This window comes from Rahnella perminowiae, from assembly GCF_019049695.1.
GTDB lineage: Bacteria > Pseudomonadota > Gammaproteobacteria > Enterobacterales > Enterobacteriaceae > Rahnella > Rahnella perminowiae.
Genome location: NZ_JAFMOT010000188.1, coordinates 96845 through 113132, shown reverse-complemented (window position 1 = coordinate 113132; position 16288 = coordinate 96845). Strand labels below are relative to the sequence as shown.

The 16288-nt window shown below is 50.8% G+C and carries 15 protein-coding genes; 9 read left to right on the top strand and 6 right to left on the bottom strand.

Annotated elements, in window-relative coordinates; all coding sequences use genetic code 11:
• Nucleotides 1–16: 16 nt before the first annotated feature.
• Together cobO and J1781_RS24040 are read right to left on the bottom strand one after the other, a co-directional pair.
• Nucleotides 17–607 carry a cob(I)yrinic acid a,c-diamide adenosyltransferase gene (gene cobO, locus J1781_RS24045; RefSeq protein WP_129951559.1) on the bottom strand — a complete coding sequence of 197 codons (591 nt, stop codon included), beginning with the start codon at nucleotides 605–607 and terminating at the stop codon, nucleotides 17–19.
• 14 nt (nucleotides 608–621) lie between these two features.
• Complete coding sequence (locus J1781_RS24040) at nucleotides 622–1383, bottom strand: YciK family oxidoreductase (protein ID WP_129951558.1); 762 nt, start codon at nucleotides 1381–1383, stop codon at nucleotides 622–624.
• 359 nt (nucleotides 1384–1742) lie between these two features.
• Between J1781_RS24040 and sohB the strand changes: the two genes are divergently transcribed.
• On the top strand, nucleotides 1743–2786 hold the full coding sequence (gene sohB / locus J1781_RS24035; protein WP_129951557.1) for a protease SohB: 1044 nt from the start codon (nucleotides 1743–1745) through the stop codon (nucleotides 2784–2786).
• Between the two features lie 112 nt (nucleotides 2787–2898).
• Here sohB and J1781_RS24030 read toward each other — a convergent pair whose 3' ends face one another.
• Nucleotides 2899–3150 (bottom strand): YciN family protein, encoded by a 252-nt coding sequence (locus J1781_RS24030; RefSeq protein WP_129951556.1) that lies wholly within the window; start codon nucleotides 3148–3150, stop codon nucleotides 2899–2901.
• Between the two features lie 462 nt (nucleotides 3151–3612).
• Here J1781_RS24030 and topA point away from each other — a divergent pair, with 462 nt between their 5' ends.
• From topA to acnA, 3 genes are all read left to right on the top strand, one after another.
• Nucleotides 3613–6210 carry a type I DNA topoisomerase gene (gene topA, locus J1781_RS24025; protein ID WP_129951555.1) on the top strand — a complete coding sequence of 866 codons (2598 nt, stop codon included), beginning with the start codon at nucleotides 3613–3615 and terminating at the stop codon, nucleotides 6208–6210.
• 473 nt (nucleotides 6211–6683) lie between these two features.
• Nucleotides 6684–7658, top strand: coding sequence for an HTH-type transcriptional regulator CysB (gene cysB, locus J1781_RS24020; protein WP_129951554.1), 975 nt, complete (start codon nucleotides 6684–6686; stop codon nucleotides 7656–7658).
• Between the two features lie 187 nt (nucleotides 7659–7845).
• Nucleotides 7846–10518, top strand: coding sequence for an aconitate hydratase AcnA (acnA, locus tag J1781_RS24015; protein WP_217234297.1), 2673 nt, complete (start codon nucleotides 7846–7848; stop codon nucleotides 10516–10518).
• Nucleotides 10519–10592: 74 nt separating this feature from the next.
• Here the strand turns inward: acnA and ribA are convergent, their stop codons facing one another.
• A complete protein-coding gene (gene ribA / locus J1781_RS24010; RefSeq protein ID WP_129951552.1) occupies nucleotides 10593–11183 on the bottom strand; it encodes a GTP cyclohydrolase II in 591 nt (196 codons plus the stop codon).
• Between the two features lie 288 nt (nucleotides 11184–11471).
• Between ribA and pgpB the strand changes: the two genes are divergently transcribed.
• The 3 genes from pgpB to lapB all read left to right on the top strand — a co-directional run bounded on the left by pgpB (nucleotide 11472) and on the right by lapB (nucleotide 13982).
• Nucleotides 11472–12227 carry a phosphatidylglycerophosphatase B gene (pgpB, locus tag J1781_RS24005; RefSeq protein ID WP_129951551.1) on the top strand — a complete coding sequence of 252 codons (756 nt, stop codon included), beginning with the start codon at nucleotides 11472–11474 and terminating at the stop codon, nucleotides 12225–12227.
• 267 nt (nucleotides 12228–12494) lie between these two features.
• Nucleotides 12495–12806, top strand: coding sequence for a LapA family protein (locus J1781_RS24000; RefSeq protein WP_129951550.1), 312 nt, complete (start codon nucleotides 12495–12497; stop codon nucleotides 12804–12806).
• 6 nt (nucleotides 12807–12812) lie between these two features.
• Nucleotides 12813–13982, top strand: a complete 1170-nt coding sequence (gene lapB / locus J1781_RS23995) for a lipopolysaccharide assembly protein LapB (RefSeq protein ID WP_129951549.1) — start codon at nucleotides 12813–12815, stop codon at nucleotides 13980–13982.
• A 131-nt stretch (nucleotides 13983–14113) separates the two neighbouring features.
• Here the strand turns inward: lapB and J1781_RS23990 are convergent, their stop codons facing one another.
• Nucleotides 14114–14401 (bottom strand): hypothetical protein, encoded by a 288-nt coding sequence (locus tag J1781_RS23990; protein ID WP_015697118.1) that lies wholly within the window; start codon nucleotides 14399–14401, stop codon nucleotides 14114–14116.
• A gap of 191 nt (nucleotides 14402–14592) precedes the next feature.
• Between J1781_RS23990 and pyrF the strand changes: the two genes are divergently transcribed.
• Nucleotides 14593–15321: an orotidine-5'-phosphate decarboxylase gene (pyrF, locus tag J1781_RS23985; RefSeq protein ID WP_129951548.1), complete on the top strand. Its 729-nt coding sequence runs from the start codon at nucleotides 14593–14595 to the stop codon at nucleotides 15319–15321.
• Nucleotides 15322–15333: 12 nt separating this feature from the next.
• A complete protein-coding gene (gene yciH / locus J1781_RS23980) occupies nucleotides 15334–15663 on the top strand; it encodes a stress response translation initiation inhibitor YciH (RefSeq protein ID WP_129951547.1) in 330 nt (109 codons plus the stop codon).
• A 225-nt stretch (nucleotides 15664–15888) separates the two neighbouring features.
• Here yciH and osmB read toward each other — a convergent pair whose 3' ends face one another.
• Nucleotides 15889–16107, bottom strand: a complete 219-nt coding sequence (gene osmB, locus J1781_RS23975; RefSeq protein ID WP_015697121.1) for an osmotically-inducible lipoprotein OsmB — start codon at nucleotides 16105–16107, stop codon at nucleotides 15889–15891.
• Nucleotides 16108–16288: the final 181 nt, after the last annotated feature.

The window sequence follows — 16288 nt, the reverse complement described above, 5'->3', positions numbered from 1 at the left end:
AAGTGAAAACAGGGTATCACCAGTCGATGCCCTGTTGCGCCATAATGCCTGCGTCAAAGGCATGCTTCACCGGACGGAGTTCGCTGACCGTATCAGCCATTTCCAGCAAATCACGGTGGCAGCCGCGCCCGGTGATAATCACCGTCTGATGCGCCGGACGCGTGTTCAGGGCCTCGATCACTTCCTGCAAATCCAGATAACCGAAACTGACCATATACGTCAGCTCATCAAGCACCACGAGATCTAATGATGTATCGGCCAGCATGCGTTTGCCGTGTTGCCAGACGGCCTGACAGGCTTCGGTATCGGTTTCTTTATTCTGCGTTTCCCAGGTAAAACCGGTCGCCATCACCTGAAATTCCACGCCGTGCGGTTCGAGCAGGTTTTTCTCGCCGTTAGGCCATTCCCCTTTAATAAACTGGATCACTGCTGCGCGCATACCGTGCCCGACGGCGCGGGTTACCGTACCAAAGGCCGCCGTGGTTTTTCCCTTACCGTTACCGGTAAACACAATCAGGATCCCGCGTTGTTCTTTTGCGGCGTCAATACGCGCATCAACCTGTTCTTTCAGCTTTTGCTGGCGCTGTTTATGGCGATCTTCGGTCATCAGAGGCTCCGTGGTTATTCTGCCGGACCGGCTTTGCGCCCCGGCTGGGCATCAAAACTGATACCGGTTTTACGGCGGCTGTCATCGCCCATCAGATACAAATACAGCGGCATGATATCGGCCGGTGTTTTGAGTTTATCTTTGTTCTCATCAGGAAAAGCGGAGGCGCGCATGCCGGTTCGTGTGCCGCCAGGATTGATGCAATTGACACGCAGGCCGGTGTGTTTATGCTCTTCGGCCAGCACCTGCATCATGCCTTCGGTGGCAAATTTTGACACGGCGTAAGCGCCCCAGCCGCTGCGGCCTTCGCGTCCGACGCTGGACGTCGTGAACACCAGCGAGGAGCTGGCAGATTTCAACATCAGCGGCAGTAACGCCTGGGTCAGCATAAACGTGGCGTTAACATTGACCTGCATGACGTCCATCCAGTCCTGCAATTTAATTTCAGCCATCGGCGTGATATCAGTCAGCAAACCGGCGTTATGCAAAACGCCGTCGAGATGCGGCACCCATGCAGCGATTTGCTCTGCGACGCGCTGGCAATCCTGCTGACTGGCGGTCAGTAAATCCAGTGCATAAATGAAAGCCGGCCGCAAATGACGAGCCGCAATTTCCTGCTGTACACTGGCGAGTTTACTTTCGGTACGGCCCAGCAAAATGACCTGCGCGCCGAAACGGGCATACGTCAGTGCGGCTTCACGGCCGATGCCGTCGCCAGCGCCGGTAACCAGAATGATACGATGATTGAGCAAATCGGATTTAGGATGATAATGCACGGTCAGTCCTCTTAATGGGGCGGTTATGTGGCGGCAAACGGCCGTCATCACATCAGGCGCTCTTCATATCACAATGGCGAAAACGGGAGTTGTTGCGCTCAACCAGAATTCGCCATTTTGATGAGAATTTTAGGTTTTTCGCGAGTGATCACCGCTTATATGCCTCAAATGGGCATCAGTTTCAATGATTAACCGAAAAACGGGCAGCTCTTTTGTAACAAAATTGGAACACAGACGCACTCTGTTTTACGCCTGAGTCAGGATGTCATCTTCGAACAAGACGTCAGTGCGGCGATTGTTTAGAATGTTTAACAACTTTCTCACCACGGTTTTATTACCACATTGAAAAGGCGGTATGTGTGGATTTACTTTCTCTTTACGGGCTGTTTTTGGCCAAAGTTGTGACTGTAGTTATTGCCATCGGGGCACTGGTCGTTTTACTTGTTGGTCTTCGTCAACGTAAGTCTCACGGTAAAGGTGAGTTGCAGCTAATCGATTTAGGCGAACAGTACCGCGAAATGCAACGTGAAATGCGCCATGCGCGCATGAACCCTGCCGAGCTAAAAATTCATAGCAAACAGCTGAAAAAAAAGAACAAAGCGGAGGAAAAACAGAAAAAACTGCAGGCCAAAACCGGGAGTCCGAAAAGCAAACCCTGCCTGTATGTACTCGATTTCAAAGGCAGTATGGATGCCCACGAAGTGACATCGCTGCGGGAAGAAATTTCAGCCGTGCTGGCCGTGGCCACGCCGGAAGATGAAGTATTGCTACGCCTGGAAAGTCCGGGCGGTGTGGTACACGGTTACGGTCTGGCGGCTTCTCAGCTGGTGCGTCTGCGTCAGAGCGGTATTCGTCTGACGGTTGCGGTGGATAAAGTTGCAGCCAGCGGCGGTTATATGATGGCCTGTGTAGCGGACAGGATTGTCGCCGCGCCGTTTGCCATCATAGGTTCAATCGGCGTCGTTGCCCAGATCCCTAACTTTAACCGTCTGCTGAAACGAAATGACATTGATATTGAGTTGCACACTGCGGGCGAGTTTAAACGTACCCTGACTTTATTGGGTGAAAATACCGAAGAAGGCCGGGAAAAATTCCGTGAAGATCTGAACGAAACCCACGTGCTGTTTAAAGAATTTGTACATCAGAACCGGCCGTCGCTGGATATTGATGCGGTCGCCACCGGTGAACATTGGTTCGGTACCCAGGCGCGTGAGAACGGTCTGATTGATGCTATTGGCACCAGTGATGATTTACTGATTGCGGAAATGAAAAATCATGAAGTGATTGCGGTGCGTTACAGCCGCCGTAAACGTATGATGGACCGCTTCACCGGCAGCGCAGCACAAAGCGTTGATCGCCTGTTCCTGCGCTGGTTACAACGCAGTCAGAAACCTCTGTTGTAATTTTTTTCCCGGAACATATAAAAGAAAAAGGGACATCCGTCCCTTTTTAATCCGAAAGAGTGAGTCTCGCCGTTTATCGGTTACCTATACCTTTATTAGCGATTCTTTTATCTCAATCTTCGAGATGGTATTTTTCTGAAAAAAGATGGGCCAGATGTTTAAACATATTAAATACTGCGGTGGTTTTTCTGGTCGGTAAGCCGTCTTCATCCATGAAAAACTCCCCGCGGAAAACCAGCACATTACCTTTCTGCTCAACCTCTGTCGCCAGCATTCCGTGGATGTAATCTTCGTGCTCACGGATAACCTTATTCGCTTCGATCAGTAAAGCTTCGCGGCTAATTGCCGATGTATTTTCGTGCATGATATTTACTCCCCACTATAATTGCTGACGTTATTGTAATCCTGACGTTGATAAAACCGCAAATCTGCTGGGGGTAATCCGCTTAAGCAGGCTGGTTATATTTTGAGCAATCTATAAAAGGCGGATGCGATTTGGCGAAAAAGGCCTTTCCGTGTTAATTAGTTTGCGTGGCGATTTTTATCAGGTAGAGTGTGGGATTTTGTGGCTTCAGGTGGAATGTTTTGTTTACGCTTGGTTGTTATTTGACTTAAAAACGGGCGCGTTCTGCTGAGCCCTGTCTGGTTAATCCCTCGCAGAATCAGTGATTTGAACCTCTGGAAGTCAGTGCGTTCCTTCTTTTAAAGAAATCAGTTGACGTTCTGACTCACTGCCGCAATATAAAAAAAGACGTGTAATTGTGCCGCGGCATAACTAGGCAAAATCTTCTTCAGATGATGAAGAATCATTCAGGTAAAGGTAATTATGGGCAAAGCTCTCGTAATAGTTGAGTCCCCGGCAAAAGCCAAAACGATTAATAAATATTTAGGAAATGACTACGTGGTTAAGTCCAGCGTCGGTCATATCCGTGATTTACCCACCAGTGGATCCGCTGCTAAAAAGACCGCCGACTCAACCGAAGAAAAAACAAAGAAAAAAGTAAAAAAGGATGAGAAGACCGCGCTGGTTAATCGCATGGGCGTCGACCCGTATCACGGTTGGGAAGCACAATACGAAATACTTCCGGGTAAAGAAAAAGTTGTTGCTGAGTTAAAAGCGTTAGCGGAAAAAGCTGACCACATCTATCTCGCAACCGACCTTGACCGCGAAGGAGAGGCGATTGCCTGGCATTTGCGGGAAGTGATTGGCGGTGATGACAAACGTTTCAGCCGCGTCGTATTTAACGAAATTACCAAAAACGCGATCCAGAACGCCTTTAAAGAACCGGGCGAACTGAATATTGATCGTGTGAATGCTCAGCAGGCGCGTCGTTTCATGGACCGCGTGGTGGGTTACATGGTATCTCCGCTGTTGTGGAAGAAAATTGCCCGTGGTTTATCCGCAGGTCGCGTTCAGTCCGTGGCGGTGCGTCTGGTTGTCGAGCGTGAGAAAGAAATCAAAGCGTTCGTGCCGGAAGAATACTGGGAGTTGCATGCGGATTTGCTGGCGAAGAAAGAAACCGCGCTGCAAATGGAAGTGACGCATCATCTCGACAAACCGTTCAAACCGGTGAATAAAGAACAAACTCATGCGGCCGTTTCGCTGCTTGAGAAAGCGCGCTATACCGTGGTTGATCGTGAAGACAAACCAACCAGCAGTAAGCCGGGTGCGCCTTTCATTACTTCCACGTTGCAACAGGCGGCCAGTACGCGTCTGAGCTTTGGTGTGAAGAAAACCATGATGATGGCACAGCGTCTTTATGAAGCCGGTCACATCACCTATATGCGTACTGATTCCACTAACCTGAGTCAGGATGCCGTGGAAATGGTGCGCGGCTATATCGGCGAAAATTTCGGTAATAAATATCTGCCGAAAGCTCCGCTGCAATACAGCAACAAAGAGAATTCTCAGGAAGCGCACGAAGCGATTCGTCCTTCTGACGTAGCCGTGACGTCTGAACAATTGAAAGATATGGAAGCGGATGCGCAACGTCTGTATCAGCTGATATGGCGTCAGTTTGTGGCCTGTCAGATGACACCGGCTCAGTACGATTCCACTACGCTGACGGTGAAAGCCGGGGATTATTCTTTGCGCGCCAAAGGCCGTACGTTGCGTTTTGATGGCTGGACCAAAGTGATGCCGGCGTTGCGTAAAGGCGACGAAGACAGAACCCTGCCCGCCATCGAAGTGGGGACGGATCTGGAACTGCAACAACTGCTGCCGACTCAGCATTTCACCAAGCCGCCTGCGCGTTTCAGCGAAGCGTCATTGGTTAAAGAACTGGAAAAACGGGGTATTGGCCGCCCGTCTACTTATGCGTCGATCATTTCGACCATTCAGGACAGGGGCTACGTTCACGTTGAAAACCGTCGCTTCTATGCAGAAAAAATGGGCGAAATCGTTACCGATCGTCTGGAAGATAACTTCCGTGAGCTCATGAACTACGATTTCACCGCACGTATGGAAGACGGGCTGGATCAGGTCGCCAATAACAAGGCGGAATGGAAAGCCGTTCTGGATGAATTCTTCACTGAATTCAGCAAGCAGCTGGAAACGGCTGAGAAAGACCCTGAAGAAGGCGGTATGCGTCCGAATCAGATGGTGCTGACCAGCATTGAATGTCCGACCTGCGGACGTCCGATGGGGATACGTACCGCCAGCACCGGTGTGTTCCTGGGATGTTCCGGTTATGCCTTGCCGCCGAAAGAACGCTGCAAAACCACCATCAACCTGATTGCTGATGCCGAAGTGCTGAACATTCTGGAAGGTGATGAAGCCGAAGCTAATGCGCTACGCGCCAAACGCCGTTGTGCCAAATGCGGTACGGCGATGGACAGCTATCTCATCGATAATCAGCGTAAATTGCATGTCTGTGGTAACAACCCGGAATGTGATGGTTATGAAATCGAAGAAGGCGAGTTCCGTATCAAGGGTTACGACGGCCCGATCGTTGAGTGCGAGAAATGTGGCTCTGAAATGCACCTGAAAATGGGGCGTTTCGGTAAATACATGGGCTGTACCAACGACGAGTGCAAAAACACCCGTAAGATTTTGCGAAACGGTGATGTGGCGCCGCCGAAAGAAGATCCGGTTCCGCTGCCGGAATTGCCGTGTGAGAAATCAGACGCGTATTTCGTGCTGCGTGACGGTGCGGCAGGGGTATTCCTGGCTGCCAACACATTCCCTAAATCGCGCGAAACCCGTGCGCCGCTGGTGGAAGAACTGAAGCGTTTCAAAGATCGCTTACCGGAAAAACTCAGCTATCTGGCCGATGCGCCGGTGGCAGATCCGGAAGGGAATAAATCCATGGTGCGTTTCAGCCGTAAAACTAAGCAGCAGTATGTGTCTTCAGAAAAAGACGGCAAAGCCACGGGCTGGACCGCTTTCTTTGTGGACGGCAAATGGGTTGAAGGCAAAAAATAATTATCGCCTTCATATTTCAAGTTGCCGGTGCGTTGGCTGCACTCAGTCGGCCCAGTCACAGGGTCAGCCATGCTCCCGGGGATGCCAGAGTTTGTCGCATTCCTGCAACTCGAATTATTTAGGCGATAACGGATTTATGTCACTCTGTTAAGCAGGTGTAAAAAACCAGTCCTCCGGGCTGGTTTTTTTATTGCATTCAGATCTATCATCGACCCTGATTTGCTGTTTTTCTTATCAGGGCAGCGCTGCCCGCAATTGTCATTATGTTCTCTGGCTATACAACGCGTTAATTATTGATATAATTGTTATATAAAATTTATTCTTATGCATTCAGGTAATAAGTTAATGCATCTGGGGCATAAATAACGTTCGTTAACAGACTACCGGCATTCATTATAAAATTATTTCAGTCTGTTCAGCCCCCGGGTGAACAGGGATGACGGCAGGGTGCGAAAACTAGGATGGTATGAGATATGAAATTGCAGCAACTGCGCTATATCGTAGAGGTTGTTAATCACAATCTGAACGTCAGTTCGACGGCAGAAGGCCTGTACACGTCGCAGCCCGGGATCAGCAAACAGGTGCGGATGCTGGAAGATGAACTGGGGATCCAGATTTTTTCCCGCAGTGGAAAACATCTGACGCAAGTCACACCGGCAGGGCAGGAAATCATCCGTATTGCCCGTGAAGTGTTGTCTAAAGTGGATGCGATCAAAGCCGTTGCCGGTGAGCATACCTATCCGGACAAAGGTTCGTTGTATGTGGCGACGACACACACGCAGGCACGTTATGCTTTACCGAATGTAATTAAAGGTTTTATCGAGCGTTACCCCCGTGTTTCATTGCATATGCATCAGGGATCGCCGACGCAGATTGCTGAAGCGGTTTCGAAAGGCAATGCGGATTTCGCGATCGCTACCGAAGCGCTCCATTTATATGACGATCTGATCATGCTGCCTTGCTATCACTGGAACCGTGCCGTGGTGGTTCAGCCTGATCATCCGCTGGCGGGTAAAGAGAAGGTCACCATTGAAGAACTGGCAGCCTATCCGATTGTGACTTATACCTTCGGCTTCACCGGCCGTTCAGAACTCGATACTGCATTTAACCGCGCCGGCCTGACGCCACGCATTGTATTCACCGCCACAGATGCTGACGTGATTAAGACTTACGTTCGTCTGGGACTGGGCGTGGGTGTCATTGCCAGCATGGCGGTTGATCCGATCCAGGATCCGGATCTGGTGACTGTGGATGCGAGTGATATTTTCACCTACAGCACCACCAAAATCGGCTTCCGCCGCAGTACATTCCTGCGCAGCTACATGTATGATTTCATCCAGCGCTTTGCGCCACATCTGACGCGTGACGTGGTGGATACGGCTATTTCCCTGCGCTCCAACGAAGATATTGAAGAGATGTTCAAGGACATTAAGCTGCCGACAAAATAAGTCGTCACAAACGTAGCGCCTCTCTGATCCCGTTGCATCCTTACCCGATGCGGCGGGATTTTTTTTGCCTGATGATCAGTTTGAGCTGTTATAAAAATGTTAACGATAAATTGTGTTATCTTTAAGTATGCACTTATAAGCCAGCGGGTTATTACGCATGGCCACGCTGAGCGCTAAAGGAGAAGCTATGTCGTCTATTCGCAAGAACAGTCTGGATAAGCTGGCAGTCCGGGAGAAAGAATTCTACTACTACAGCCTGCCACTCGCGGCCAAAACGCTGGGTGATATTCAGCGTCTGCCAAAATCCCTCAAGGTATTACTCGAAAATTTACTGCGCCACGTCGATGGTGACACTGTCACCGAAAATGATCTGCAGGGGCTGGTCGAATGGCAAAAAACCGGTCATGCCGACCGCGAAATTGCTTATCGTCCGGCGCGGGTACTGATGCAGGATTTTACGGGTGTACCCGCTATCGTCGATCTGGCCGCGATGCGTCAGGCGGTAAAACGCCTTGGCGGGAATGTCGATCAGGTCAATCCTCTGTCACCTGTTGATCTGGTTATCGACCACTCGGTAACGGTCGATGAATTCGGTGATGATGAGGCATTCAGTGAGAATGTGCGTCTCGAAATGGAGCGCAACAACGAGCGCTACCAGTTCCTGCGCTGGGGGCAAAAAGCCTTTAACCGTTTCCGCGTTGTGCCGCCGGGTACCGGGATTTGTCATCAGGTCAATCTTGAATATCTCGGACAAACCGTCTGGTATGAAGAACAGGAGGGTAAAACGGTCGCTTATCCTGACACCCTGGTCGGGACGGATTCCCATACCACGATGATTAACGGTCTGGGGATTCTGGGCTGGGGTTGTGGCGGTATCGAAGCCGAAGCCGCGATGCTCGGGCAGCCGGTTTCCATGTTGATCCCGGACGTTGTGGGTTTCAAACTGACCGGTAAATTACGTGAAGGCATTACCGCGACTGACCTGGTGTTGACGGTCACCCAGATGCTGCGTAAACACGGCGTGGTGGGGAAATTTGTCGAATTCTACGGTGATGGCCTGGCGGACTTACCTCTGGCTGATCGCGCGACCATTGCCAATATGTCGCCGGAATTCGGTGCAACCTGCGGCTTCTTCCCGGTAGATGATGTGACGCTGAGTTACATGAAGCTCAGTGGCCGCAGTGACGAACAAATCGAACTGGTCAAAGCCTATTCTCAGGCTCAGGGTTTATGGCGCCATCCCGGTGACGAGCCGGTATTCACCAGTACCCTGGCGCTGGACATGGGCGACGTAGAGCCGAGTTTGGCCGGGCCGAAACGTCCTCAGGATCGTGTCGCGCTGCCCAATGTTCCGAAAGCATTCAAAGCGGCGACTGAACTGGAGTTGGGTAACAGTAAGCCGGGGCGTAGCGATAAAGAAAGTTTCACGCTGGAAGGCCAGCATTATTCGCTGACCACCGGTGCGGTAGTGATTGCGGCAATCACCTCTTGTACCAATACTTCAAACCCGAGCGTGCTGATGGCGGCCGGTCTGCTGGCGAAGAATGCCGCTGAAAAAGGCCTGGCCAGCAAGCCGTGGGTAAAAACATCGCTGGCACCAGGTTCCAAAGTGGTGACCGATTATCTTAATGCGGCAGGTCTGATGCCACACCTGGAGAAACTGGGTTTTAATCTGGTGGGCTACGGCTGTACGACCTGTATTGGTAACTCCGGGCCGCTGCCGGAACCCGTTGAGTCAGCGATCAAAGCGGGTGATTTAACCGTCGGAGCCGTGCTTTCCGGCAACCGAAACTTTGAAGGGCGTATTCATCCGCTGATTAAAACCAACTGGCTTGCCTCGCCGCCGCTGGTGGTGGCGTATGCGCTTGCCGGTAATATGAATGTCGACCTGACGCAGGATCCTCTGGGGGATGGGGCTGATGGCAAGCCTGTTTACCTGAGAGATATCTGGCCGTCGGCCAACGATATCGCCAATGCAGTCGCACAGGTGACGACAGACATGTTTCATAAAGAGTACGCCGAGGTGTTTAACGGCGATGCGAGCTGGCAGTCGATCCAGGTTGAAGGTACGCCAACTTACACCTGGCAGGAAGATTCTACCTACATCCGCCATCCGCCGTTCTTCAGTGATATGAAGGCTGAGCCAGATGCACTGGAAGATATCAAGGATGCGCGAATACTGGCGATTTTGGCGGATTCAGTGACCACCGACCACATTTCGCCTGCCGGGAATATCAAGGCTGACAGTCCGGCTGGTTTGTACCTGACCCAGCATGGGGTTGAGCCGAAAGCCTTTAACTCCTATGGTTCACGGCGTGGTAACCACGAAGTGATGATGCGCGGAACGTTCGCCAATATCCGCATCAAAAATGAAATGGTGCCGGGTGTGGAGGGCGGTTATACACGTCATATTCCGTCGCAGGATCAGCTGGCGATTTACGATGCGGCGATGCGCTATCAGCATGAAAATGTGCCGACCGCTGTGATTGCCGGTAAAGAGTACGGTTCAGGTTCAAGCCGTGACTGGGCGGCCAAAGGCCCGCGCCTGCTCGGCGTTCGTGTGGTTATCGCCGAATCATTCGAGCGTATTCACCGTTCGAATCTGATCGGAATGGGGATTTTACCGCTTGAGTTCCCGCAGGGTGTGACGCGCAAAACGCTGAAACTCACCGGCGATGAGCAGATCAGCATCAGCGGATTGCAAACCCTGACGCCGGGGCAGGATGTCGCGGTACATATCACTTTCGCCGATGGTCATACTGAAACGATCGATGCACGTTGTCGGATCGATACCGGCAATGAGCTGACGTATTTCCAGAACGGCGGTATTTTGCATTATGTGATCCGCAAGATGCTGTAATATCTGTTCTTCTGCCGATCAAAAAGGGCACCTTCTTAAGGTGCCCTTAATATTTTCATCGCACTATAACAGCCTTATTTATCGAGCAGGTGGCCCATTTTGGCGGCTTTAGTCGACAGGTAACGTTCGTTTTCCGGATTACGACCAACGATCAGCGGAACGCGTTCGGTGATGTTAATGCCGGCTTCGGTCAGAATTTCAACTTTTTTCGGATTGTTGGTCAGCAGGCGCACTGAATCCACGCCCAGCAGCTTGAACATGTCGGCGCACAGCGTGAAGTCACGCTCATCTGCGGCGAACCCGAGCTGATGATTAGCCTCGACCGTGTCGTAGCCTTTGTCCTGTAAAGCGTATGCGCGGATTTTATTCAGCAAACCGATGTTACGGCCTTCCTGACGGTGATACATCAGGATGCCCCGGCCTTCTTCAGCGATATGATTCAGTGCAGCTTCGAGCTGAAAGCCGCAGTCACAGCGCAGGCTGAATAAGGCATCACCAGTCAGACACTCGGAGTGAACGCGCGCGAGAACCGGCGTATCGCCAGTGATATCGCCAAAAACTAACGCCAGATGGTCGTGTCCGGTGGCCAATTCTTCAAAACCCACCATCAGGAAATCGCCCCAAGGTGTTGGCAGATTGGCTTCTGCCACCCGTTTCAGCTGCATTTTACGCTCCAAAAAAACCACAAATAGTCTTTATTTACAGTAAATATTTTACTTGTTGATGCGCATCCTACTTTCCGATGCGGCCTCTGGATAGGGAATCGGTGCCTTTCCATCATGACAGGCATCATTTTGCCACAGTTTGGGTCACAGTTTAGCGGGAATATTTGAACGATTAGTTCATAACTTATGAATTATAACCGCTTCTTCAACAACTCACGTCAAAGGAATGTTAAGCAATAATAACGTTGCTACACTCCAACTCTTTTTCGCATGACTGAAGGGACGATTATGTTTGATATCGCCAGACGCACCGCGCTGGGAGCTGTTCTTTTATTACTGATGCCCGCTGCGGTGTGGATAAGCGGCTGGATGTGGACACCGGGTGGTGACCCCGCCGTGCTACGTCCGCTTTATTGGGTCACGGAAACGGTGAGTGAGCCATGGGGAATTTTGACTACTGTGATCCTCTGCGGCTGGGTTCTGTGGTGCCTGAGATTCAGGCTTAAACCGGCAGCCGTGCTGGTGGTGATCATCGTTTTGTCATTGCTGGCCGGTCAGTATGTTAAAGATTTTATCAAAGGTGAAGTCCGCGAGCCCCGGCCGTATGTCGCATGGCTGGGGGCGGACCATCAAATGAACATCGGTGAGTTTTACGCCCTGAAAAATAAAGCACGTGCACGACAGGTGAAAGACATCCTGGGCGATAATGCGCAAATCCCGCACTGGCTGAACAAAAGCTGGCAGAACGACACAGGGTACGCGTTCCCTTCAGGCCACACGATGTTTGCCGCGACCTGGGCTTTACTGGGTATCGGGCTTTTGTGGCAGCGTAAACACTATAAAACGGTCACCGTGCTGATGGTGTGGGCGGTAGTGGTGATGGGCAGCAGACTGATGCTTGGCATGCACTGGCCGCGTGACCTGATGGCATCTGTAGGCATCAGCTGGCTTCTGGTCATGTTGGCCTGCTGGCTGACAGAGCGTTATGTCGGACCGCTGACACCGCCACCGGCAGAAAAGCGGGAAATCAGCGAGCGAGAATAGTCACGGCTTCTGATCCCAGACGGTCCGAAACCTCAGGGGGCTTGTTCTGCCCCCCTTTAATTCATCGTTTTCATCCCCATATATTTTTCATAGTCCAGATTGCGGTGGTGTTCACGGCACCACAAAAATGTCGAATAAAGTCTCTACAGACTGCATTTAAAGCCTTCGCAATGTTTCCCTGCTTTGTGCGGAAATGCTAACTTATTAGGTCGGAACGAGAGTTTTTGGCATAATTCATCCGGTACATCCGGCATTACAGGAATGAATGTGAAATATCTGCTGATTTTTTTATTTTTGCTGGTCATCGTTGTGATTTCTATCACCCTGGGTGCCCATAACGATCAGACTGTGACCTTCAATTATTTGTTGGCGCAGGGGGACTACCGTGTTTCCACACTGCTTGCCGTACTGTTCGCGACCGGTTTTATTCTTGGCTGGATAATCTGTGGTTTGTTCTATCTGCGCGTACGTCTGTCACTGGGTCGTGCCCAGCGTAAAATCAAACGCCTTGAGCAACAAATCGAACCCGCGGCTGCCGTTACGCCGCCCACAGCATCTTACGATGTCAGCAAGGAATAATCCTCTATGTTAGAACTGCTGTTTCTGTTGTTGCCCGTTGCGGCCGCTTATGGCTGGTATATGGGGCGCAGAAGTTCTCAGCAGGACAAACAGGAAAATGCTAACCGCCTGTCACGTGAATACGTCGCGGGCGTTAACTTCCTGCTTTCCAATCAGCAGGATAAAGCGGTCGACCTGTTCCTCGAAATGTTGAAAGAGGACAGCAGTACGGTCGAAGCGCACCTGACTCTGGGTAACCTGTTCCGCTCCCGCGGTGAAGTTGATCGCGCGATCCGTATTCACCAGTCACTGATGGAAAGCGCTTCGCTGACTTTCGAACAGCGGCTGCTCGCCATACAGCAACTGGGACGCGATTATATGGCTGCCGGTTTCTATGACCGTGCGGAAGACATGTTCAACCAGCTGGTGAAAGAGCAGGATTTCCAGCTGTTTGCGCTGGAACAGCTGTTGATTATTCATCAGGCCACCAGCGACTGGCAGAACGCCATCGACGTGGCAGAACGTCTGGTTAAGCTCGGTAAAGAAAATCGGCGCAAAGAAATTGCGCATTTCTGGTGTGAGCTGGCATTGCAGGCGATGGTTTCGGAAGACTTCGATAAGGCGACCGGCTTACTGAAGAAAGCTGCAGCAGCAGACAAACTTTGTGCACGTGTTTCAATTATGCAGGGGCGAATCTTCCTGGCGCAGGGTGAATACCGCAAAGCGACGGAAGCCTTACAACGTGTGCTGGAACAGGATAAAGAGCTGGTCAGCGAAGCGTTGCCAATGCTGCAGGAGTGTTACCAGAATCTTGACGATACGCTGGCATGGGCGGAGTTTCTCAAACGTTGCGTGGACGAAAATACCGGCGCTACGGCAGAGCTGTTGCTGGCTGAAATCATCCATGAGGAAGAAGGGCGTGAGACCGCGCAAAGCTATATCAACCGCCAGTTGCAACGCCATCCGACCATGCGGGTGTTCCATCATCTGATGGATTACCATCTGGCAGATGCGGAAGAAGGGCGTGCGAAAGAGAGTCTGGTATTGCTGCGGGATATGGTGGGTGAACAGATCCGCACCAAGCCACGCTATCGTTGCCATAAATGCGGTTTTACCGCGCATTCGCTGTACTGGCATTGCCCGTCATGCCGTGGCTGGGCGACGATAAAGCCAATCCGGGGCCTGGACGGCCAATAATTTCCTCTGTCCTGTTCGCATTGCTGAGGTGTCAGCGACATTTTCCCACCCGAATCACTGACATGACGCAGTGATTCGGGTTTCGTCCATGTGCCGGGTAACGCGAATTATTAAGGGGAGCGGGATGACTTTTACTTTTTCTTGCTGCTTGTTTTACGTGCACTGAGTAAGGTGCGTAATTTCTTGATTTCTTTGGTGGTCAGTGCCGGTTCCGTCTCTTCTGCAAGATGCTGATTATCAATTTCGTGTTCAGTGGCTTTTGCGGCTTTTTTACCTTTCGGCGCAGCAGGGTTAAAACTCTCTTCCAGGCGTGCCGCGACTTCTGCACTTAATGAATGTTCCGCGTCGGCAGCGGCGTTTTTGATCAGTTCTTTTAATTCAACCGGGATTTTAACGGTCAGGGTAGTTATCTCACTCATTTTTCAGCCTTTCCTTAGAGTAAAATGAACAAGCTATGCCAGCCTTGTTGCGTCGTCTAGTGCATCACAAAAATTTAATAAAACTGTCACATTAGGTGTAGCTGTGAATTCAGTGACTTGCCATGTAAAATGCGGGCGGCAAAAATGATATTTTTCCTTCCTGATTTAAAAACTGACAAGAGGCTGACGAAATGAAGTCCATAAATAACAGCAACAACAAAGACTTAAATACATCGCCGATTGTTGTCGCTCTCGATTACGCAGATAAATCTTCGGCACTGGCCTTCGCCGACAAAATAGATCCACGTGATTGCCGTCTGAAAATTGGCAAAGAGATGTTTACCCATTTTGGTCCGCAGATGATCAAAGATCTGCAAAACCGTGGTTTCGACGTCTTTCTGGATCTGAAATTCCACGATATTCCTAATACCACCGCGCGCGCTGTGGCTGCTGCGGCAGAACTGGGGGTCTGGATGGTGAACGTGCATGCCAGCGGGGGGGCTCGCATGATGACGGCGGCCAAAGAAGCGCTGGCACCTTTTGGTAAAGAAGCGCCGTTACTGATTGCCGTTACCGTGCTGACCAGTATGGAAGACAGCGATCTGGCGGATTTAGGTATCGAACTTTCTCCGGCTGATTATGCTGAACGTCTGGCGCGCCTGACTCGCGACTGCGGCCTTGACGGTGTTGTGTGTTCCGCGCAGGAAGCGACGCGCTTTAAATCCGCACTCGGGCAGACGTTCAAACTGGTAACGCCAGGTATCCGTCCGGCTGGCAGCAAAGCGGATGATCAGCGTCGTATCATGACCCCCCAGCAAGCACTGGCGGCGGGCGTGGACTATATGGTGATTGGTCGTCCAATCACGCAGGCTGCCGATCCGGCGCAGGCCTTAGGTGAAATTCTCGCCTCATTGAGCTGAGAAGGAAATACGATGAGCAATGACAGTAACAGCCGTTTAGTTTATTCAACCGACAGCGGCAGAATTGAAGAGCCTAAACCCGTGACGGAACGTCCGAAAGGTGACGGTATAGTGCGTATTCAGCGCCAGACAAGCGGGCGCAAAGGGAAGGGGGTGAGCCTCATTACCGGTATCGATCTTGATGATATTGCACTTGAAAAACTTGCGGGTGAACTGAAAAAGAAATGCGGTTGTGGCGGTGCTGTGAAAGACGGCGTGATTGAGATCCAGGGCGATAAACGTGACCTGCTCAAACAGCTGCTGGAAGCGAAAGGAATGAAAGTGAAACTGGCGGGTGGCTGATTGACCGGTAAATGATCGACTGTTCATAATAAGATGCTGCATCCGCAAAGGTGCAGCATCTTGCTTTAGGTTTTAGAGATATCACAACGCGAAAACACATTGTTTGTCATCTGTGTGATGACAATAAAGTTGACCTGAACAACCCAATCCTATTTTTAGCTTTATTCGTTGCTTAACGCTTACGTTTTTTGATGCCAGTTAAATAGAATTCATCTCCCGGTTGTTTTATTTACTCACCTGGTGTCCGACGATACCACCGACTGCCGCGCCACCTAACGTCCCTAAGGTACTGCCGTCAGTCAGCACTGCACCACCCAGCGCACCCGCACCCGCACCGATTGCGGTGTTACGGTCACGCTTAGACCAGTTACCACAAGCGCTGACAGACATCGCCAGAGTCAGAACCAGTGCAATACTGGCAACACGTTTATTTACGAGCATCATAATTTTTCTCCTATCCAGACGCAATTGTGCATCCGTGAGTTAAAAATAATAAAAGTGATATCTATTCACTAGGTGAATAATCTTAATTCACTAAAGATGCTCTTCCTCACCACACAAAAAACTAAAGAGCTGGACAGATCTTCAACGGTTTATAGAACAAACGGGCACTTTTACGTTTGCA